General features: G+C 71.3%; 17 protein-coding genes. 5 read left to right on the forward strand and 12 right to left on the reverse strand.

The annotated features are described in order from the left end of the window. Positions 1-8 precede the first annotated feature (8 nt). Positions 9-911: an SDR family oxidoreductase gene (locus K6U06_RS12975; protein ID WP_262322365.1), complete on the reverse strand. Its 903-nt coding sequence runs from the start codon at positions 909-911 to the stop codon at positions 9-11. Between the two features lie 206 nt (positions 912-1,117). Here K6U06_RS12975 and K6U06_RS12980 point away from each other — a divergent pair, with 206 nt between their 5' ends. Further along, positions 1,118-4,591 (forward strand): bifunctional proline dehydrogenase/L-glutamate gamma-semialdehyde dehydrogenase, encoded by a 3,474-nt coding sequence (locus tag K6U06_RS12980; RefSeq protein ID WP_262322366.1) that lies wholly within the window; start codon positions 1,118-1,120, stop codon positions 4,589-4,591. 292 nt (positions 4,592-4,883) lie between these two features. Here the strand turns inward: K6U06_RS12980 and K6U06_RS12985 are convergent, their stop codons facing one another. The 6 genes from K6U06_RS12985 to K6U06_RS13010 form a co-directional block, all read right to left on the reverse strand. Beyond that, complete coding sequence (locus K6U06_RS12985) at positions 4,884-7,775, reverse strand: bifunctional YncE family protein/alkaline phosphatase family protein (RefSeq protein WP_262322367.1); 2,892 nt, start codon at positions 7,773-7,775, stop codon at positions 4,884-4,886. Between the two features lie 113 nt (positions 7,776-7,888). Beyond that, complete coding sequence (locus K6U06_RS12990; RefSeq protein WP_262322368.1) at positions 7,889-8,347, reverse strand: hypothetical protein; 459 nt, start codon at positions 8,345-8,347, stop codon at positions 7,889-7,891. Then, positions 8,347-9,240 carry an ABC transporter permease gene (locus K6U06_RS12995; RefSeq protein ID WP_262322369.1) on the reverse strand — a complete coding sequence of 298 codons (894 nt, stop codon included), beginning with the start codon at positions 9,238-9,240 and terminating at the stop codon, positions 8,347-8,349. Before K6U06_RS12995 ends, K6U06_RS12990 begins: the two co-directional genes overlap by 1 nt. Beyond that, complete coding sequence (locus K6U06_RS13000; RefSeq protein ID WP_262322370.1) at positions 9,237-10,259, reverse strand: ABC transporter ATP-binding protein; 1,023 nt, start codon at positions 10,257-10,259, stop codon at positions 9,237-9,239. The genes K6U06_RS12995 and K6U06_RS13000 overlap by 4 nt, the downstream gene beginning before the upstream one ends. A gap of 84 nt (positions 10,260-10,343) precedes the next feature. Continuing rightward, a complete protein-coding gene (locus tag K6U06_RS13005; protein ID WP_410051044.1) occupies positions 10,344-10,751 on the reverse strand; it encodes a nitroreductase family deazaflavin-dependent oxidoreductase in 408 nt (135 codons plus the stop codon). 1 nt (position 10,752) lies between these two features. After that, positions 10,753-11,481: a GNAT family N-acetyltransferase gene (locus tag K6U06_RS13010; RefSeq protein WP_410051045.1), complete on the reverse strand. Its 729-nt coding sequence runs from the start codon at positions 11,479-11,481 to the stop codon at positions 10,753-10,755. Between the two features lie 72 nt (positions 11,482-11,553). On the opposite strand from K6U06_RS13010, the gene K6U06_RS13015 reads away from it, so the two are divergent. The 3 genes from K6U06_RS13015 (at position 11,554) to K6U06_RS13025 (ending at position 15,477) form a co-directional block, all read left to right on the forward strand. Beyond that, positions 11,554-13,059: a class I adenylate-forming enzyme family protein gene (locus K6U06_RS13015; protein ID WP_410051041.1), complete on the forward strand. Its 1,506-nt coding sequence runs from the start codon at positions 11,554-11,556 to the stop codon at positions 13,057-13,059. A gap of 106 nt (positions 13,060-13,165) precedes the next feature. Continuing rightward, positions 13,166-14,539, forward strand: a complete 1,374-nt coding sequence (locus tag K6U06_RS13020) for a FadR/GntR family transcriptional regulator (RefSeq protein WP_262322373.1) — start codon at positions 13,166-13,168, stop codon at positions 14,537-14,539. 44 nt (positions 14,540-14,583) lie between these two features. Next, positions 14,584-15,477, forward strand: coding sequence for an SDR family oxidoreductase (locus tag K6U06_RS13025; RefSeq protein ID WP_262322374.1), 894 nt, complete (start codon positions 14,584-14,586; stop codon positions 15,475-15,477). Between the two features lie 26 nt (positions 15,478-15,503). On the opposite strand, the gene K6U06_RS13030 is transcribed toward K6U06_RS13025, so the two are convergent. The 4 genes from K6U06_RS13030 to K6U06_RS13045 all read right to left on the reverse strand — a co-directional run bounded on the left by K6U06_RS13030 (position 15,504) and on the right by K6U06_RS13045 (position 19,395). Further along, on the reverse strand, positions 15,504-16,871 hold the full coding sequence (locus K6U06_RS13030) for a PH domain-containing protein (protein WP_262322375.1): 1,368 nt from the start codon (positions 16,869-16,871) through the stop codon (positions 15,504-15,506). After that, positions 16,868-17,353, reverse strand: coding sequence for a PH domain-containing protein (locus tag K6U06_RS13035; protein ID WP_262322376.1), 486 nt, complete (start codon positions 17,351-17,353; stop codon positions 16,868-16,870). The genes K6U06_RS13030 and K6U06_RS13035 overlap by 4 nt, the downstream gene beginning before the upstream one ends. 66 nt (positions 17,354-17,419) lie before the next feature. Further along, the gene (locus tag K6U06_RS13040) at positions 17,420-18,595 is read right to left on the reverse strand and encodes an acyl-CoA dehydrogenase family protein (protein ID WP_262322377.1); all 1,176 of its coding nucleotides are present in this window, start codon (positions 18,593-18,595) and stop codon (positions 17,420-17,422) included. Further along, a complete protein-coding gene (locus K6U06_RS13045; protein WP_262322378.1) occupies positions 18,595-19,395 on the reverse strand; it encodes an SDR family NAD(P)-dependent oxidoreductase in 801 nt (266 codons plus the stop codon). Before K6U06_RS13045 ends, K6U06_RS13040 begins: the two co-directional genes overlap by 1 nt. Before the next feature lie 112 nt (positions 19,396-19,507). Here K6U06_RS13045 and K6U06_RS13050 point away from each other — a divergent pair, with 112 nt between their 5' ends. After that, positions 19,508-19,897 carry a nuclear transport factor 2 family protein gene (locus K6U06_RS13050; protein WP_262322379.1) on the forward strand — a complete coding sequence of 130 codons (390 nt, stop codon included), beginning with the start codon at positions 19,508-19,510 and terminating at the stop codon, positions 19,895-19,897. A 20-nt stretch (positions 19,898-19,917) separates the two neighbouring features. On the opposite strand, the gene K6U06_RS13055 is transcribed toward K6U06_RS13050, so the two are convergent. Further along, positions 19,918-20,661 carry a FadR/GntR family transcriptional regulator gene (locus K6U06_RS13055; protein ID WP_262322380.1) on the reverse strand — a complete coding sequence of 248 codons (744 nt, stop codon included), beginning with the start codon at positions 20,659-20,661 and terminating at the stop codon, positions 19,918-19,920. Between the last annotated feature and the right edge of the window lie 74 nt (positions 20,662-20,735).

Below are 20,735 nucleotides of genomic sequence, written 5' to 3' on the forward strand. Positions count from 1 at the left end.
CCGGAGGGTCAGCCGCCGAAGGGGTTGCGCAGGTCGAAGGGGACGTCGGCCAGGCGGGCGCCTTCCTTCTTCAGCTCCTCGACGGTCCAGCGGCCGTCCTTCTCGATGCCGTCGACGATCGCGAACGGCTGGAACAGCTGCACCTTGCCGCCCCAGACGAGGAACACCCGGCCGTTGACCGGGCAGTCCTCGGTCGCCAGGTAGGCCACCCACGGCGAGATGTTCGCCGGGTCCATCTGGTCGAACTCGTCGGGGGCCACCTCCTGGCTGGAGAGGCCGCCGAGCGACGCGGTGAGCCGGGTCCGGGCCGCCGGCGCGATGGCGTTGACCCGCACGCCGTAGCGGCTCAGCTCCATGTTCTCGATGATCGTCATGGCCGCGATGCCCATCTTGGCCGCGCCGTAGTTGGTCTGGCCGACGTTGCCGAACAGCCCGGACGTCGACGACGTGTTGATCACCGACGCGTGCACGGTCTCCCCGGACTTGACCTTCTCCCTCCAGTAGCCCGCGGCGTGGCGGGTCGGGCAGAAATGGCCTCGCAGGTGGACGTGGATGACCGCGTCCCACTCCTCGATGGTGGTGTTGGCGAACATGCGGTCGCGCAGGATGCCGGCGTTGTTCACCAAGATGTCCAAGCCGCCGAAGGTCTCGATGGCGCCGTCCACCAGGCGCTTGGCGCCGTCCCAGTCGGCGACGTCGTCGTGGTTGGCGATGGCCTCGCCGCCCATCGCCTTGATCTCCGCGACGACCTCCTCGGCCGGCGAGGCGTCCCCGCCGGTGCCGTCTGCCGCGCCGCCCAGGTCGTTGACCACCACCTTGGCCCCTTCGCTGGCGAAGAGCAGCGCGTGCTCCCGCCCGATCCCGCGTCCCGCTCCGGTGATGATTGCTACCCGTCCGTCAAGCGTGCCCATCGAAGATGGCCTCCCCTTTTTGTCGTGCCGAGGCCGTCGTAGTGTGTCTTCGTCGTGCCAGGGCTGTCGTGGTCCGTTGACCATTCCGCACCCGAAGCGCGCCGCGCCAATCACGGCCGCTCCGGCGTTGACGCCCCGCCGGCGGCTGCCCGAGCGACGAGGGGGCATCGTCGCCGTCGGTCGCGGCCAGGCGCGAGCATCGTCGGATGAGCGCGCCGCCCACCACCAGCACCGACGAAGCAGCCGCGGCCAGGGCCGCGGCGCTGGCAGAGCGTCTGCTGGTGGCAGCAACGACGACCCGCGGCCGGCGGGAACGCAGCCAGGGGGCCCGCATCGCCCGCCTCCTCGAGGACCCGGCCGGGCTGGCGTTCGTGCTGGCGCTCACCGACGAGGTCCTTCGCATCCGCGACCCCCGCCGCGCCGCGCGCCACCTGGCGGAGCTGGTGGCGGCCAGCGACGCCCCCCGCTTCCTCGGACCTCTCGACCGGGCCCTGCTCGGGCTCGGCGTGGCGGCCGCGACCCGTTTCCCGACGGTGGTGGTGCCCCTGGTCCGGGCCAGGGTGCGCGCCGAGCTGTCGGGGTTCGTCGTCGACGCCGACCCCCGCCGGTTGGGTCGCCACCTGGCCCGCCGCAAAGCGCAGGGGGTCCGCTCCAACCTGAACCTCCTGGGGGAGGCGGTGCTCGGCGACGAGGAGGCCGGCCGGCGCCTCGACGCGGTGGTCGCCCTGTTGCGCCGGCCGGACGTCGACTACGTGTCGGTAAAGGTGTCGGGGGTGTCCTCCCAGCTCCACGTCGAGGCGTTCGACCATGAGGTTGCCCGGGTGGCGGCGGGGGTGCGGCGCCTCTACGACGAGGCGCTGGCCCACCAGCCGGCCAAGTTCGTCAACCTCGACATGGAGGAATACCGGGACCTCGACTTGACCGTGGAGGTCTTCCGGAAGGTCCTAGACGAGCCTCGCTACCGGTCCCTGGAGGCCGGGATCGTGCTCCAAGCCTACCTCCCGGACTCCGTCGCGGTGCTCGACGACCTCGCCGGGTGGGCTCGCGCCCGGCGCCGCGAAGGGGGCGCGGCGGTCAAGGTTCGGATCGTGAAGGGTGCCAACCTGGCCATGGAGCGGGTGGAGTCGGAGCTGGCCGGATGGCCGGCGGCGCCTTTCCCGACCAAGGAGGCGACCGACGCCAACTACAAGCGGATGCTCGACATCGCCCTCGACCCGCTCAACGCCGGGGCGTTGCGGGTCGGGGTGGCCAGCCACAACCTCTTCGAGGTGGCCTGGGCGCTGACCGTGGCGCGGGACCGAGGCGTGGCCGACATGGTCGAACCCGAGATGCTGGAGGGCATGGCCCCGTCGATGGCCGCCGCGGTCCACCGGGAGGCCGGCACCATGCTGCTGTACGCGCCGGTGGCCGCCCGCAGCGACAGCGAATCGGTGATCGCCTACCTGGTGCGGCGATTCGACGAGAACACCGGACCGGACAACTTCTTGCGGCGCCAGTTCGACCTGCGGCCGGGGTCCCCGGCGTGGGCCGAGGAGCGGGCCCGCTTCGAGGCGTCGGTGCGCGACCGGCACTCCTCGGTGCCGGGCTCCTATCGAGGTGATCCCGAGCTGCGCTGCGCCCGCCGGTCGGGGCCGGACCCCGACGTCGAGACGTTCGCCAACCAGCCCGACACCGATCCGGCCGTCGCGGCGCAGCGGGAGTGGCTGGCCGGGCAGCACCGCCCGCTCGCCGAGCTCGGGTTCGGCGTCGTGCCGGCGGTGGTCGCCGGCGAGCGCATCGACGTCGGGCGCCTGGTCGACGGGCACGATCCCGGCGTGCCCGGCGAGGTCGCCTACCGGTGGGTGGACGCCGACGAGGACGACGCGCGTCGCGCCGTGCGAGCCGCCGGCCCGGCGGGGGAGCGGTGGCGGGACCTCCCGGCGCGGGAGCGGCGGCGGTTGGTCGCTGCGGTCGGCGACGCCCTCGAGGCGGACCGGGGCCGGCTGCTGGCCGTCATGGCCAGGGACGCCGGGAAGACGTTCGCGGAGGCCGACCCGGAGGTCTCCGAGGCGGTCGACTTTGCCCGGTGGTACTCGGCGTGTGCCGGCCGCCTCGACGCTGGCGGCGCCCACTTCGAGCCGTACCGCACCGTTGCGGTGGTCCCGCCGTGGAACTTCCCGCTGGCCATCCCCGCCGGCGGGGTGCTGGCCGCGCTGGCCGCCGGCAGCGCGGTGATCCTCAAGCCGGCCCCCGAGACCGTCGCGGTCGGGTGGGCGCTGGTCGAGGCGTGCTGGAGAGCCGGGATCCCCGAGGACGTACTTCAGTTCCTGCCTTGCAGCGACGGGCCGGCAGGCCGGGCGCTGCTCTGCGACCCGGGCGTCGACGCGGTGATCCTCACCGGCGCGTGGGACACCGCCCGCACGTTCCTCGGGTGGCGCCCGACCATGGCGTTGCACGCCGAGACCAGCGGCAAGAACGCCATCGTTGTCACCGCGGCGGCCGACCTCGACGCCGCCGTCGCTGACCTGGTCCGCTCCGCTTTCGGTCACGCCGGCCAGAAGTGCTCTGCGGCCAGCCTGGCGATCGTCGAGGCGTCGGTGTACGACGACGCCCGGTGGCGCCGGCAGCTGGTCGACGCGGTGACGACCCTGTCGCCGGGGCCCGGTTGGGATCTGGCGACGACCATCGGCCCGCTCATCCGACCGCCGGAAGGGCCGCTGGCCGACGCCCTCACCCGTCTGCAGCCAGGAGAGGAGTGGCTGGTGCGGCCGGCCCAGGTGGGCGACAACCCCAACCTGTGGTCTCCCGGGGTCAAGCTCGGCGTGGCGCCCGGGTCGCCGTTCCACCTGACCGAGTGCTTCGGGCCGGTGCTCGGGTTGATGCGAGCCCGCGACCTCGACGAGGCGATCGGGTGGCAGAACCAGCCGGCGTACGGGCTGACCGCCGGGTTGCACTCGCTCGACCCGTCTGAGATCGCCCGGTGGAGGGACCGGGTCCAAGCCGGCAACCTCTACGTCAACCGTCATATCACTGGTGCCGTGGTTCGCCGCCAGCCGTTCGGGGGCTGGAAGCGCAGCGTCGTCGGACCCGGCGCCAAGGCCGGCGGCCCGCACTACGTGGCGTCCCTCGGCACCTTGAGTGCGTCGTGGTCCGGTTCGGTCGGTGAGTTCGCCGCTGCGGTGGCCCGGGTGGTTCGCGAGGACCTGGCGCCGGCGGATCCGAGCGGCCTGGCCGCGGAGAGCAACGTGGAGCGTCACTTGCCGCTGCGAAGCGTCGTGCTGCGAGCCGGTCCGGCTGCTCGGGCCGCCGACTTGCACCTGGCCGTCGCCGCGGCCCGCGGCGCCGGGGTGCAGGTCGTGGTCTCCTCGCCCCAGCCGCTGGCCGCGCCGATCGAGGCCGGCCTCGAGGCCGGCGCCGCCGTCGGCGCCGGCGCCGATGTCGTCGATGTCGTCGTCGAGAGCGATGACGACCTCGCGGCGCGGCTGTCGGCGGTGACGGCCGACAAGCTGCGGGTCATCGGGGGTGCGGGCGACGCCCTGCTCCTGGCGGCCCACGACGCCGGCTGCTGGGTGGATACCGCCGGGGTGGTCGCCGCCCCCGCGGTCGAGGCTCTGCGCTGGGTGAGGGAGCAGGCGGTAAGCGAGACCCGTCACCGCCACGGCAACATCACCGGGCGCCACCCAGGCCTGACCGCCCGCTGAGCGCCCGCCGGCGGCCCGCCCCCGGCCCGGCCGCGGCCCCGGCCGGGGTGGCGCCGGTGGGCGCCGGCGAGCGCCGGTGAGGCACCGCGCCGCTCATTTCGAGGTCCAGTCCTCCACGCCCGTCGGTGCCCAACTGGACGTCGAGCGAGACCGGCGGCGCTCGTAGCGCCGTACGCCCCCGCCTCCGGACGCGACCGTGGCGCCGACCCCTACAGGGGCCGGCGCCACGTCCACTTCCAACCGGCCAACCGGCCAACCGGCCGGTCAGGCCAGCAGCCGGCCGGTCAGACCGTCAGTCCCCCAGGTACCCACCCGGGAGCTGATGGCCTGGCACCTGGTTGGGGCCGACGATGGTCTTCTCGCCCGGGTAGGGCGTCGTCCAGTTGTGGGCCGAGTACCAGTCGTAGTGGTTGAGCTGCGCCGCGTTGGCGAAGTCCGGGATGGCGTTGGTCACGCCGAAGTGGTTGTTGCGGGCCCACTCGACCCACTGCTGGTAAACGCCGGCCTCCGATGCCGGGACACCGGCGGCGGCCGGGGTGGCGTTCGACGGTTTCGCCGTGCTCGGAGCACTGGTCGACCCGGCGGGCACCGCCGCAGCCGAGACCCTCGAAGGCGCCGGCGAAAGGCCGAGGGTCAACGGGACCTGGTTGGCCTGAGCGGTGTAGGGCCGCAGGTCAGCCTTGTTGGTGAACGCGTCGAACATGGGCTCCGCGGCCCGGTCCTCCTGGTTCATCGGGGCGATGCCGAGGATCTGCTCGATGGTCCGCACCACGTTGAGCTGCGTGTAGTACGTCGAGTTGACGGCGTCGCGGTTGGCGTAGGGGCTGGCGACCAGCAGCGGGCTGCGGTGGCCGTCGACGTGGTCGGTGCCGTTCTGGCTGTCATCCTCGACTACGAACACCGCGGAGTCCTTCCACTCGGGGGAGTGGGAGATGGACTGGATGATGCGACCCACCGCCAGGTCGTTGTCGGCCACCTCGGCGGTCGGCTGGGGGGTGCCCTGACCGGGGCCGGAGGTGTGGTCGTCGGGCATCCAGATCATGCTCAGGTTGGGGACGGTGTCGGTCTTCACCTGCTGAGTGAACGACTGCTGCCACACGTCAGCCCGGTACTGGTCGGGGATCTGGAGCATGAACGGCGGGAACTGGGGGTCGTCGATGGCGTTGAGCGACGGGATGTCGGCGTAGGTCTTCACCGCCGACTCGGGGATCGGCAACGGCCCCTTGGCTTTGCCTTCCAGGATCTGGGAGTCCTGGTAGAACTGGCTCCAGGTGGGGTTGGCCTGGCTGATGTTGACGAAGTTGTTGTACTCGCCGTAGGCCTTCACCGTCTGGCCGGCCTTCTCCGCCGCGTTCCAGATGAAACCGTTGCGCTGGTATGCCAGCGCGTCGCCGCCCTGCGCCGGGTAGCTGCGGTAGAAGGCGCCGAACTCCTTCTCGATGTAGTCGTTGGCGTCGGCCTGCATCAGCCAGTTGTGGCCGTCGGCTGACAGCGTCCCCTCGTCGTAGAAGTTGTCGAACACCGAGAACTGGTTGGCCAGGGCGTGGGCGTTGGGGGTGATGGTCGTCCCGAACTGGGCCAGGGCCGGGTCGCTGTTGCCCTTGCCGATGTCGCCGAGCACCTGGTCGTAGGTGCGGTTCTCGCGCACGATCAAGAACACGTGCTTGATCTTCGAGGGGCTGCCGAGAGCGGCGGGGATCGCCACGGGCGCGGCCATCCGGTTGCCGACCGGCTGAGAGGCCAGGAGGTGGTCCCAGTTGTTGTCCTTGAACACCTGGTCGGTGTAGAGAGCCAGTTGCGGGCTCGAGGGGAGGGCGAACTCGGTCAGAGAGCTGGTGTCGTCGTAGGTGTTGTGGCCGGTGACGGAGTTCGGCGCCGGCGCGTCGCCCGGGCCCTTGTTGATCGTGGACTCCGGCCCGAGGGACCCGATGCCCTTGTCGTTGGTGACGACGATCTTGCCGATCGCCGGGTCGTAGGCTGCGCCGACAGGGTAGAAGTCGGTCGGGATCAGACCCATGTACTGCACCGGCTGGCGGGGTCCGCCGTAGGCGTACTCGGCCAGCGCGTTGTCCCGCCCGATGCTGACGAGGATGTGGTGGGCGTCGGGCATGGTGATGGCGTTGGGGTAGCTGCCGACCGTCGAGCCGGGCAGCGGGTTGACGTTCACTGTCTGCACGACCTGGCGGGTGGCCGTGTTGATCATCGAGAAGGTGTCGTCGTTGGAGTTGGCGACCATCAAGATCCCGCCCGGCGCCAGGTACTCAGCGGTCGGCTGGAGGCCGACGGGGATCTCGCTGGTCTCCTTGCCGGTCCTCAGGTCGACCACCGACACCGTGCCGGTGGTGGCCGCCCCGGTCACCTTGCTGGCGACCACCGCGGTCCCGTCGCTTTGGTTGGTGAAATCCCCGGGCTTCGCCGGCCGGCCGCCCTCGTTGGTCACGAACGCGGTGTGGCCGACGACGGTCACCTGCCGGGGGGCGTTGCCCACGGCGATGACCTGGCGCACCTGGTTGGTGGCGGTGTCGATCACGCCTAGCTGGTTGGTCCCGTTGAACGCGACGTAGAGGGATTTGCCGTCAGCGGACAGCGCCATGCCGGAGGGCAGGTCGTCGGTGGTGGTGTTGCCGGTGGTCAGGTTGACGATCGTCTGGGTGAGGGGGATGACGACCTTGCTGGCCGAGTCGACCGTCCCGTTGGTTTGCACCGAGAAGTGGATCAGGTCCGCGCCCTGCGGGAACCACAGGGACGTGCCGTCGGCGGAGTACAGCGGCCCGTCAGCGGCGACGTTGCCGTCGCCGAGCGTCGGGTCGGCGGTGCTGCCGGTACCGACCGTCTGGACGATCGTGCCGGTCTTCAAGTCGAAGATGGTCAGGAATCCGTTGAAGCTCTTCCAGGACAACGCGGCCAGGTACCTGCCGTCGGGACTGATCGTGGAGGAGAGGATCCGCCCGGCGGTGTCGAGCACCCGGGTGCCGGCCGGCTTGATCCGCTGCTGGGTCGCCAGCAGGATGCCGTTGGCGTTGGACGTGCCGACCTGCGAGTCGCCGAAACCTCCGCCGGTGATCGCCGCCGCGGCGGCGGTGCCCCCGCCGGCGATCAGCGCCACGGCTGCGGTGCTGGCGCTTACCCGGCGCAGCGCCCGTCGGTGGTCGTGACGCCAGCGCTTCGACCTGAGTCGTTTCATTTAGTGCCCTCGTTTCCCTCGTTTGGACGAACCAACTGGAACCTAAGAGCACCCTGAGAATGCCGGGTGGCCGGGGGGCGAACCTTCGATGCACACCCGGCGACTAGCCCGCTTCACCTCAACGCGAAGCATCCGTCGATCAGCCACAGCGGGTTGTGGACCTGGCGGTAGCCGGGGCCGGTGACGGTGCGCGACCCGTTCAGCGGAGCCGGGCCGTCACCGTCCGCCGCGTAGCAGCCGGTGGTTTGCACGGTCAGGTTGTAGATCGCGGTTACGGGCGTCGCCGGGCCGGCCACGAGGAAGGTGACGTCGCAGGTCCAGTCGGCGCCGGCCCCGCTTTGGGGGTCGGCGGGCGTCCCCTTCAAGCACGTGGCCCGGGTGTGGAGGCCGGCGGGGTCGGGGACCGGGTTGCCCATGTCCTTTTGTTGCAGCAGGTACAGGTTGGTGAACGCGTGGGAGATGGAGGCCTCGATGGGCGCCGCGGTGATCCCGCCGCCGCTCGAGCAGCCGGTGGCGCCGAGCCCGGCCAGAGCGGCGACGGCCAGCGCCGCCAGCGGCCTCCGGGCGGCCATCACGCGGCCCCGATCGCTCGGCGGCGGAACACCGCCCAGGCGGCGGCGACGGTGACCGCCAGCCACAGCCCGCTGGTCGCCGCGCCCTGCCCGACCGGGCCGACGAAGCGCGGTTGGGTCCACAGCCCGATCCACGCCCCGAACGGCGTGTTGATCAGCCAGTGGCGCAGCGCGAGGGGCATGTCCACCATTGACACCAGCTGCAGGACCAAGCCGAGGAGCACCGGGGCGCCGATCCCCACGACGCTGTTGCGGGTCCACACCGACAGCAGCACCGCCAGCCCGGTGAACGCGAGGATGGGAGGCAGCTGGGTGCTCCAGCTGAGCGCGGCCAGCCACGCGGCGTGCCCGGCGGGGACGGTCTGACCGGTGAGGCCGACGAGCGGCCGGCTGCCGCCGGCCAGGCCGGCCAGCATGCTGGCCCCTCCGACGATGACCACCATCACCACCGCGAAGCTGGCCGCGGCCAGCAGCTTGCCGGTGAACACCTGGCCCCGGCTGCGGGAACGGGTGAGAACGGTCTTCCACGTGCCGAGGTGGTCCTCGGCCGAGAAGATGTCGCCGGCCACGATCGCGGTCAGCGCGGGTAGCAGCCACTGCCCGGACCAGAGGAGGACCACCATCGGCACCGCCCACCCGGAGGTGTGGATCCACTGGCCGAAGAGGGTGTCGCTCGGCGTCGCGCCTTGGACGTTGAACGCCATCAGCACCGCGAAAGGCGCCACCGCGCACGCCAGCGCCGCGGCCCGCACCCTCCACTGCCCGGCCATCTTGGTCATCTCCGCTCGCCACACGACCGCGGATCCGCCCCGCTGCCGCCCGCCGGCAGCGGGACGGTCATCGGCGGGACGGTCGGCGGCGAAGGTGGGCCACGCCCCCGACGCGAGGGTCATCGCGACGGAACCGCCCGGCGCCGGGGTCCCAGGCCCGTCCCGGTGGCCGCCGCCGGGGCCGCGCCGGGATCGGCGCCGCGGCCCTCGGTCAGGTGGAAGAAGAAGCTCTGCAGCGGCGTGGTGTCGAGGACCAAGGCGCGCACCGCGACGCCGGCGCGGCCCAGCTCGACGACCAGGTCGTCGAGGGCGGCCTGCCCGGCCATGACCGCGAGCGGGCCGTCTTGGTCGTGGCGCAGCGCGTCGACACCGGCGCGTCGCCCAGCGACGGCCAGAGCGGCGGCGTCGTCGCTGGTGCGCAGCTGCCACACCGGGTCGGGGGCCTCGCCGCGCATCGCGTCGAGGGACCCGGACCACACCGTCGTCCCCCGGTGGAGCACGGTTACCGCGTCGCACACCGCCTCCACTTGGTGCATGTCGTGGCTGCTCAATATGACCGTGACGCCGTCCTCCGCCAGCCGGCGCAGCGCGGCGGTCAGGTCGCGGATCCCCGCCGGGTCCATGCCGTTGGTCGGCTCGTCGAGGATCAGCAGCCGGGGCCGGCGCAGGAGGGCGGCGGCCAGGCCGAGACGCTGGCGCATCCCGAGCGAGTAGCCCCGCACCTTCCGGTCGCCGTCGGACCCGAGCCCGACCAGGTCGACCAGGTGGTCGACGAGCGATGGAGCGTCGCCGCCGTCGAGGGCGGAAAGGACCTCCAGGTTGGCGCGACCGCTCAGGTAGGGGTAGAAGCGGGGCGCCTCCACGAAGCCGCCGACCCCGTCGAGCCACGCCGCCCCTGCCGTCGCCCGGGTGCGCCCAAAGAGGCGCAGCTCGCCTTCGTCGGGCAGCACCAGACCGAACAGCGCCGATAGGAGGGTGGTCTTGCCGGCGCCGTTGGGGCCGAGCAGGCCGTGCACGGTGCCGGCGTCGATTACCAGGTCGACGCGGTCCAACGCGGTGGTCTCGCCGTACCACTTGGTCACCCCCGCCGCCTCGACGACGGGACGGCCTCCGGCGGCCGGCGACGGTTCGGGCGAGCGCACGCGCCCGACCCTACGATCGCCAGTCGGCGGGGGAGTGAACCGGTGGCGACGGTTGGGTGGAGGGACCGTGAACGGCCGCGGTCGTCAGGCCGGCTCGAAGATCAGTACCGGGATGGTCCGCCCGGCGGCCTTGCCCTCGTAGTCGGCGAAGGTCGGCGCGTCGCGCTTTTGCGCCTCCCAGATGGCGTCGCGCTCCGCGCCGGTGGCCTCCCGGGTGGTGACCTTCACGGTGTCGGTGCCTACCTCGATGGTGGTCTCGGGGTGGGCGAGGAGGTTGTAGTACCAGGCTGGGTTGTTCGGGGCTCCGGCGAAGGACGCGAACACCGCCCACCCGCCGTCGACCTTGCGGTACGCGACCGGGTTGACCCGCTCCTGGCCGCTTTTGGCGCCCACGTGGTGGAACAACAGGACCGGCATACCCTCGAACGGTCCGCCGACCACGCCCCCGTTGCTGCGGAACTCGTCGATGATCTTCTGGTTCATCTCGTTCAGGTCAGCTGCCATGCTCGGACCGTACCCCTCCCGGAGCGCGAAGCCGCGCGAACACCACCTCCCGCCGGAACGTGAAACCCATCGACGCGTACAGACGGATCGCCGGCCGGTTGTCGGCGGCCGCGTGCAGGAACGGGGTCCCGCCGCGCTCCACGATGCCCGCGGCGACAGCCCGCACCAGCCGAGTCCCGAGGCCCCGGCCGCGGTGGCCTTCATCGGTGCACACTGCGGAGATCTCGGTCCACCCGTCGAGTCGGAGCCGCTCGCCGGCCATCGCCACCAGCGCCCCGTCGCCGTCGCGGATACCGAGATAGGAGCCGAGCACCGGAGTACGGCGGAGAAAGGGGCCGGGACGGGTCCGAGACACCAGCTCCAGCATCTCCTCGGCGTGCTCGACGCCGAGGCGGACCGCCGCCGGATCGTGAGCCACCTCGAGCCCGGTGGCGACCAGCTGGACGCCTGCGCCGCGCCCGACGACCTCCCACCCCTCGGGCGGATCGACCCGACCGCGAAAGAGCACCGCTTCGCGCCCGGCCCCGACCAGCTCCGCCAGGTCCGACCACGCCCCGGGGCCGGCCTCGTCGGGCAGCCCGGCGAAGGGAGCCACGTCGGCGGGGTAGCGCGCCGCTTCGCCCGCCCGCTGCGCCAGGTGGGCGTGGGGGCCGGTGAGCGCCGCCCACGCGGCGTTGTCGAGCGGTCGGTGACGGTCGTCGTGCAGGGCGCCGAGGATAGCGGGATGGCTAACCGCTCCCCGGCTTCGTTACATTCGTTCGACTGTTCTAGACGAGCGCCGGGGGCTTTCGTGAACCTGATGATGATCTTGCAGATGGCGGCGGAGGCGGCCCCGGACCGGGTCGCGGTCGGAGGTCTCTGCGACGGGCTCACCTACAAGCAGCTCTACCAGCACGCCGGCCACGCCGCGGAATGGCTGCGCGAGGACGGCGCGGGGCGTCTGGTGTACGCCGACGAGGCCAGCCCGGCGCTGCCGATCGGTCTCTATGCCTGCGGGTGGGCCGGGATCCCGTTCGTCCCGGTCTCCTACCGCCTCGCAGACGACCGGCTCCGGGCACTAGTCGAGGCACAAGCTCCGGCGGTGCTGCTGCACCCGCCTGGCGGCGGCGAGCGCACCGCGGGCCTGACCGGGGTTGACCAGATGGGCACGGACGCTTTTCTCCGTCTCCTCGACGGGCTGAGCGTGGAGTGCCGCGAATGGGATCCCTTCGGGGAGTCGGCGGCGATCCTGCTGCACACGTCGGGGACCTCCGGCACCCCGAAGGTCGCCATCCTCCGCCATCGCCACCTCGTCTCCTACGTGCTCGGCTCGGTCGAGTTCATGAGCGCCGAGGAGGACGAGGCCACGCTGGTGTCGGTGCCGCCGTACCACATCGCCGGGATGGTGGCCATCCTCACCGCCACCTACGGCGGGCGTCGTTTGGTGCAGTTGCCCCGCTTCACCCCGGAGGGCTGGGTGGAGCTGGTGCGCGCCGAGAAAGTCACCCATGCGATGGTGGTGCCGACCATGCTGGCGCGGATCCTCGACGTGCTGGCCGCCGACGGCGAGGGTCTGCCCAACCTTCGCCACCTGTCCTACGGCGGCGGCCGGATGCCGCGCCCGGTGGTCGAGGCCGCGATGCGCCTGCTGCCCGACGTCGACTTCGTCAACGCCTACGGCCTCACCGAGACCTCCTCGACGGTCGCGGTGCTCACCGCCGCCGATCACCGCGCCGCGTTCGGGTCCCCCGACCCGGAGGTCGAGGCCCGGTTGGGTTCGGTCGGCCGTCCGGTGCCGGCGGTGGAGGTGTCGATCCGCGACCCGCTCGGCGAGGAGGTACCCGCCGGGGTCAGCGGAGAGGTGTGGGTCCGCGGCGACCAGGTGGCCGGCGAGTACGGCCACGCCAGCGTCCTCAACGAGGAGGGGTGGTTCGCCACCAAAGACGCCGGCCACCTCGACTCGGAGGGCTACCTGTTCCTCGAAGGTAGGGTCGACGACGTGATCGTCCGGGGAGGTGAGAACCTGTCTCCCGGCGAGATCGAGGATGTCCTGCTCGAACACCCGGGGATCCGGGAGGCGGTGGTGTGCGGGGTCCGCGACCGGGAGTGGGGGGAGGTCGTCGCCGCAGCGGTGGTGCCCCACGAGGGGGTCACCCTCGACGAGGGCGAGGTGCGCGACTGGGTGGCCGGACGGCTGCGTTCCTCCCGGGCGCCCGCGGTGATCGACATCCGCCCGGAGCTGCCCTACACCGACACGGGCAAGGTGCTCCGCCGGGTGATCAAGCCTCAGCTCGAGGCCCGCCACCAGCCGGGATGATCCCTACGCGGGTGCAGCGTCCACGTCGGAGCCGGTGCGCGTACCCGTGACGCCTAGCCGACTGGGCGAGCTGGCACGCCTCAAAGCCCCGTCCTTGGCGAGTGTGGTGGCCCGCCGCATCGAGGACCAGGTTGTCGGCGCGGGATGGCCGGTCGGTTCCCTGCTCGGCTCCGAGGGCGACCTGCTCGCCCGCTTCGGCATCAGCCGGGCCGCGCTGCGCGAGGCGGTTCGTATCCTTGAGCACAGCGGCGTCGCGACCATGCGGAGGGGCCCTGGCGGGGGCTTGTTGGTCGCCGAGCCCAGCCGGGACGCCCTGGTAGCGGCGATCGGCGTTTGGTACTCCTACGAGGGCATCACCATGGCCGAGACGATGGAGCTGCGTCGCCCGCTGCTCGCCGCGGCGGTCGCCCTGGCCGCCGAGCGGATCGGGGCGCCCGATGCCGAGGATCTGGTGGCCCGCGCCCGCGGTCTCGGGGCCCACGGGCGTATCCGACTGCACGAGCCGAATGCCGTGGACTCCCACATCGGTGTCCTCAGCGGTAACACGGCGCTGGGCCTCTTCATCGACGCCTTGGGCGATCTCGGGGTCACCCGTCTCCGAGGAGGGTGGGCCGAGCTGCGCCCGGTGCTGTCGACCGTCGAGCTCGACCGCATTGCTACGATCTACCGCCGCCTGGCGGCCGCCGTCGCAGCCCACGAGCCGGCCGTAGCCGTCGCCGCCGCGGGCGAGGTCCACGAGATGCTCGCCGATCGAATTTTCGACCTCCGAGAGCAGGGCCGACGCCCGCCCGTGAGTGCGGCGAGGGGGAAGCTGGCCGAGCAGATCGCCGGTGCGATCCGGGACGACATCGAGCGGGCCGGGTGGCCGCTCGGGCGGGTGATCGGGTCGGAGGCGGAGCTGATCGAGCGTTACCGGGTCAGCCGGGCAGTCCTACGCGAGGCCGTGCGCATCCTCGAGCACCATGGCGCGGCGCGGGCCAAGCGGGGACCGAGCGGAGGCTTGGTCGTCAGCGCTCCCGACCTGGAGGCGTTCCGGCGGGCCAGCCGCCTCTACCTCCAGTACGAGGGGGTCACCTCGCAGAGCCTTTCTGAGGTGAGGGAGGTCGTCGAGGTGGCCATGGTCCGCACTGCCGCGCAACGGGTCACCGAATCGTCCGCTGCCCGCCTCCGGGCCGCCATCGAGGCCGAGGGTGCCCGGGCGGCGGGTGACGACCCGGCGACTAGCTTCTTGGACTTCCACTCGGAGCTGGCCGACGCTGCCGGCAACCGCCTGGCCCGCCTATACGTCGAGGTCCTCTCGGACTTGGTGCCGGTGCGGGTCAAAGCGAGCCAGCGCAGTGCGCCGGCGATGACGGCCATGTCCGGCGCAGCTCATCGGGCCCACGCCAGGATCGTCGACGCCGTCGCGGCCGGCGACGCCGACGCTGCCGAGCGGAGGATGCGTCGGCATCTGCGGGCCAGCGTGGACGTCCTCCAGTAGTCCGTTCTGGCGGCGGCCGGGAAACGGGTCATAGATTTAGCTGTATGGCAACCAACATGTGTGAGGGTCGTATCTGCGTCGTTACCGGAGCCGGCCGGGGGATCGGGCGGGAGTACGCCCTGATGCTGGCTGCCGAGGGAGCCAAGGTTGTGGTCAACGACCTCGGCGGGGCTCGTGACGGGACCGGCGGGGACGCCGGCCCGGCGCAACAGGTAGCCGACGAGATCGTCTCCGCCGGGGGTAGCGCGGTCGCCAATACCGACGACATCTCGTCCTTCGCCGGCGGCCAGGCGGTGGTGCGGCAGGCCATCGACACGTACGGCGGACTTGACGTCCTCGTCAATAACGCCGGGATTCTCAGGGACCGCATGCTGTTCTCGATGACCGAGGGTGAGTGGGATGCCGTGATCACGGTGCACCTGAAAGGCACGTTCAGCACTTCGCACCACGCATCGGTCTACTGGCGCGAGCGGGCCAAGGCGGGCGAGACCAACGACGCCCGGATCATCAACACCACCTCCGTAGCTGGTCTCTACGCCAACCCGGGTCAGACCAACTACGCGGCGGCGAAGGCCGGGATCGCTGCTTTCACCCAGGTCGCCGCATTGGAGCTGGCCCGCTACGGGGTCACCGCCAACGCCATCGCCCCGGGGGCACTCACCCGCCTCACCGAGGACCTAGGCCTGCCCGAGGACATGCTCGAGAAGTTCGACCCCCGCTGGGTGGCGCCGGTCGTCACCTGGCTGGCATCAACCCAGTCGAAGGACGTCACCGGCCAGGTCATAGAGTCCTCGGGGCTCAACCTGTCGATCGCCGAGGGTTGGAGGAGGGGTCCGACGGTGACCGACGTCCCCGCCGATCCGTCCGAGGTGGGCGCCGCGGTCCGCAAGCTGCTCGCCGACGCGACGCCCCGCACGACGATGGCCGACATCGCGTAGCGAGGATCGCTCCCCACCGGTACCGGTCAGCGGGGCGTGCGGTGCCCGCTTCCTATGCCGGTCTCGGCTGCCCGGGCGGCTCGGCACGCGTCGGGGAGCGTCCGCAGTAGGCCATCGGCCTCCGGGCGCTCCCTATCGCGAGCCACGGCGAATATCATCCGGCCGGCGGTGTCGAGGTGGACGCTGGCCAGGCCGAGGCGGCGCTGCAGCGGCCCCTCGCTGCGGCGGATGCTTTGCACCTTGGCTAGTGGCACCCAGTCGGTGACCAGCCTAAGCCTCCCGCTAGTCGTAACAATGTACCGGTCGCTCAGCCCGTAGGACAGGTGGGCGAAGCGGAGGGGCGCCTTCCAGCGGGCCCGGCCGGGTGGCTTGGAACGCTCGGTTGGGCCGCCTGGCATGATCTGCCCGATCAGCGCCTCCGCTTCAGCGCGCGTGCCGACCGGGACGAGGGCTCGCCCGGCCCGCTTGGCCGCCCGGTTCTGGCGCCCGCTGGTCGCCCGGCCCGCCAGATCGACCTCGATCCGGCACCACCCGAATGGACGCCAGGTGACGGGCTGCACCAGGCGCAGGGCCTGCACCCGGCCCCTCGGAATGGTCTCCGACGAGGTCTCGACCAGCCCGGCACGGACCCGGAGGCCGTCAGGGGCCTCGGCGACCATTAGACGGTACTCGCCGTTGAACCGCTGCCAGACGGCGCTCAGGGCTCCGATGAGCGCCGTCGCGCTGCTCGCTAGCAGCGCTCCGGCCAAGCCGGGCTTGATTACGGCGATGACCAGCACGGCGACGACGGCCAGCTCGATGATCACCGCCGGACCCGAGATGAGCAGCGACGCGACCAGGCGCCGGGGATCGACCTGGTACAGCGGCCGCTCGGGGGGCGCCGGCTCGCGCTCATCTAGGCCGTGGGCCATGGCCAGGAGCCGGGCCCGGAGCTGTTCGGCCGCGGGGCCGGAGAGGTACGCCAGTCGCCCCGACGAGCCGCTGCCGCCGGCCATCCGGAGGCGCAGCTCGGCCATGCCGAGGACCCTGGCCAGGCCAGGACGGAGGATGTCGACGGCCTGGATCTGGGTCAGCGGGTAGCGGAGCGACTGACGGCGCACGAGGCCGGTGTCGATCTGCAGGACACCGCCGGCGATGCGCCACCGGGTGACAACCCAGGACACGAAGCCGACGATCAGTACCACGATCACCAATCCCAGTCGGATGAGGTCCTCGGTGCCGTTGCCGTTTCGGTTGAGGGAGGACACCAGGATCACCAACAGCAGGGCGAGGGCACCCCTCCCGGCCCGGACCACCGCCGACAGCGGGTGGAGCCGCTCCCACCCGCCCGAGAGGTCGGCGTGGCCGGAAGCCGGCTCTCGAAGCGCGGGCGGTGGCCACGCCGGCAGGCTCACAGCCCGGTCGCCTGGCTCTCGCCGAGGGCCGACAGATGGTCGCGCAGCCGGGTCGCCTCACTCTGGGGCAGTCCGGGGATGCGAGCGTCGCTGGCCGCCGCCGCTGTGTGCATCCGTACCGACGCCAGGCCGAAGGCGCGCTCGAAGGGCCCCGCGGTCACGTCGACGTACTGCATGCGCCCGTAAGGGATGACCGACAGCCGCCTGACCATCACTCCACGCCTGACCATGAGGTCCTGGTGGCGCTCGGTGAACCCCCAGGCTCGGACCCGCCGGCCGAGAAGGACGTCGAGGCACCCGGCCCCGATCAGCACCCCTGCAGCAGCCATGGCGCCCACTGTCACGGCGCCCGCGGCTGCACCAACGGCCACCGCCAGCAGCAGCGCCGGGACCGCTCCGGCAGCCAGTTGAGCCCGGCGCACGCTGTGCAGCCTCGGAGAGGGGGTGCTCCATACCGGGCCGGTGCTGGACGGGTAGGACACACGTCCACCGTAGCCACCGGTCCCGTCCTCGACGCCGGAACCCGACCCGGCCCTACTGCAGACCTCTCACGCGCTGGGCTCCTTGGGCAGGCCCAGCACCCGCTCGGCGATGATGTTGCGCTGCACCTGGGAGGAGCCCGCGTAGATGGTGCCGGCCCGCGAGAAGACAAAGCCGTGCTGGACGTCGTGGACGGGGCCGGTGGTATCCGGGATCAGCCCGGCGGGACCGAGCATCTCGATGGCCAGCTCACCGAGCTGCTGGTGCCACTGAGACCACTGCAGCTTGCCGATCGAGGCCTCCGGCCCGGGCCGCCCGTGGCGCAGCACCGAGGTCACGGTGCGGTACAGCCCGTAGCGCATGAGCTCGAAGCCGATCTTGAGGTCCGCCACGCGCTGGCGGATGACGGGGGACGCCAGGAGGCCGCGGTCTCGGGCCAGTCCGATGAGGCGGTCCATCTCGTTGCCGAAACGGACCAGCTGACCGATGAAGGCGGTCCCCCGCTCGAAACCGAGCGTGGCCATAGCAATGGCCCACCCGTCGCCGGGACTGCCGACGATCAGGTCCTCGCTCGTGCGGGCGCCGTCGAAGAACACCTCGCAGAAGTGCTGGCCGCCGGCCATGTCGCGAAGGGGCCGCACGTCTACGCCCGCCTGGTCGAGCGGAACCAGGAAAAACGAGATCCCCTTGTGCTTCGGCTTGTCGGGATCGGTACGGGCCAGAACGAAAATCCACTCGGAGAGGTGAGCCTGGCTGGTCCACACCTTCTGCCCGTCGATGATCCACTCGTCCCCGTCGAGGTGCGCCCGTGTCGTCAGGCCGGCCAGGTCCGACCCGGCTCCGGGTTCGCTAAAACCCTGGCACCAGATCTGCTCGCCCTTCAGGATCGGCGGGAGAAACCGGTCCTTCTGAGCGTCGGTCCCGAAGTGGATGAGAGTCGGGCCGAGCAGCCCCTCGCCGAAGGTCCCGGCTCGGGTTGGGCCCCCGCAGCGGGCGTACTCCTCGGCGAAGACCAGCTCCTCCATGACCGTCGCAGCCCGACCGCCGAACTCCTTGGGCCACGACAGGCCGATCCAGCCTCCCTGGCCCATCTCCCGCTCCCATGCCAGGCGCACCGGCCAGTCGCCGGTCCCGAACTCCGACGAGGCGCCGAGGGCCCGGTACCCGTCGGTGAGGTGGCCGCTCATCCAGGTCCGGACCTCATCGCGGAAGCTCTCCGCCTCAGGGGGATAGGCGAAGTCCATCAGGCGGAGGCGGCCGGCCGGATCTGGAACTCGGCAAGCAGCGGCTGGCTGTAGGCCACCCGTCCCGTCAGTTGCGAGGGCGGGTTGCTGCAGAGCACCAGCGCGGCTTCGGCCATCCACTCCGGACCCTCCAGCGCGAAGCCGTCTACGAGTTCGTGGTGGGCCGCTCCCGGCGTTGACACGTTGTCCCACGGAGCCAGGGCGTTGACGGCGATGTTGTCGTCGTAGAGCTCGGCAGCCAGGGCGGTGGTCATGCGGTCCAGGCCGGCTTTGACCATGCCGTACGCGCTGAAGCCGGCGTCCTTGTGGAACTTGTCGAACGGCGGCCCCACCGGGTGGACGGCCGACCGGCTCGTGATATTGAGGATCCAGCCCTCCCCCCGAGCCCGCATTCCCGGCACGACCATCTGCCCGAGTTCGTAGGGTGCCCACAGCTGGACCTCCACCATCAGCCTCCAGCGCTTCTCGGGGAACTCGGTGTAGGGGAGCATGAAGCTGACGGCGGCGTTGTTGACCAAGATGTCGATACGTCCCCACTCCTCAGTGACCTGGCTGATCAGCGCGTGGCGGTCCTCGCTTCGGGACAGGTCGCAGGCGACGGGGAGGCACTCACCGCCCGCAGCCTCGATGGCTGCGGCGGTCTCCCGCAGTGATCCGTCGTAGCGGGGATCGGGGTCGAGGGTGCGAGCCGAGATGGCCACCTTGGCCCCGGCGGAGGAAAGGCGCCGGGCGATCGCCTCGCCGAGACCCCGGCTGGCTCCCGACACCAGGGCCACCTTGCCTTCACACGGTCTGTTCACCCATGCCTCCGTTCACCCCGGCGCGACGTCGTCGCGCCGGGTACCCTCGTCCTCACGCACCGGATATCAGTGCACCTGTTTAACCATATGTGATGACGAGGGGAGACCGCCGGTGGTTGCTTCGACCGGGACCGACCAGGTGATGGCACTGGCTGCGACCTACGCGGCCGCCACCCGAGCCGGAGACATCGACGCGCTACGGGCCTGCTGCGAGCCAGACGCAGTCGTGTGGCACAACTACAACGCCGTCGAGGTCTCGATGGAGCAGGCCAACAAGACGCTGGCGTGGTTGCACCGGAAGGTGACCGACCTCGACTGGCGGGACGTGGCGGTCCTGCCGACACCCAGCGGTTTTGTCTGGCAGGCGGTCATGACCGGAAAGGCCGCCGGAGGGGCGCTCGAGGCCCACACCTGCATGGTGGCGACGGTGTCGCTGGCAGGCCGGGTGACCCGCCTAGAGGAGTATCTCGACCTCGGAGCGACCTCGGTCCTCCACGGCTGAGTCGCCCACGGTGCCCCGGCTCAGCTGAGCAGGCCGAGCACGCTGTCACCGGTCGCCTGCACCAGAGTCTTGCCGGCTTCGGTCAGGTAGGCCCTCCAGTGGGCCTCCGCACCGACCGCATCGCCGGCCGCAATGAGATCGATGAGCTTCGCCCGGCCCCGGCGGGCCCGGCGGGCCATGCGAGCGTCGTCGCCGGTGGGGCCGGTCCGCCGCATGTAGTTGATGGTGGCCAGGCGGCTGATGTGCTCGATCATGGCGGTTAGCAGGATGAGGGTCTGGTTGCCCGTGAGCTCGACCACCAAAGCGTTGAACTCGTGGAAGTGGGCCGGCCGGTTGGTTTCGTCCGAATCGAGGACGGACCGCAGGGCGCTGGCGGAAGCGGCCCGGTCGCGCCGGGAGGCCAACACTGCGGCTGCGGGCGCTTCGACCACGACTCGGGCATCGACCACGTCGGAAAGGGTGGCGGCCCGGTGCTGGAGCACCAGCCCGGCGTAGCGGGCGGCCACATCGATCGAGGGCTCCTGCACCCGGGCACCTCCCCGCGCCCCCCGCCGCACGGTGATCAAACCTTCCGATTCGAGGATCCGGAAGGCCTCCCGCAGGGTCGGGCGCGACACCGAGAAGTCCTCCATGAGGGCGTTCTCGGGCGGGAGGGCATCTCCCTCCCGCAGGTCCTTGCGGACGATTCGGCTCCGGATGTGACCCGCCACCAGTTCGGCGGTCTTGGGCACCCGCACGCTGAAGCGGTCCGGGTTCACAGCCATCCGGCGATCCTAGTGACGGCAATGCGGAGTCGCGGGTTATGCATCCGCTGTACGATTGCACGGAAACGTCATGT

Origin of the sequence: Acidiferrimicrobium sp. IK, from assembly GCF_025499425.1 — a bacterium.
In the GTDB taxonomy this organism is placed as follows: Bacteria; Actinomycetota; Acidimicrobiia; order Acidimicrobiales; family Palsa-688; genus Acidiferrimicrobium.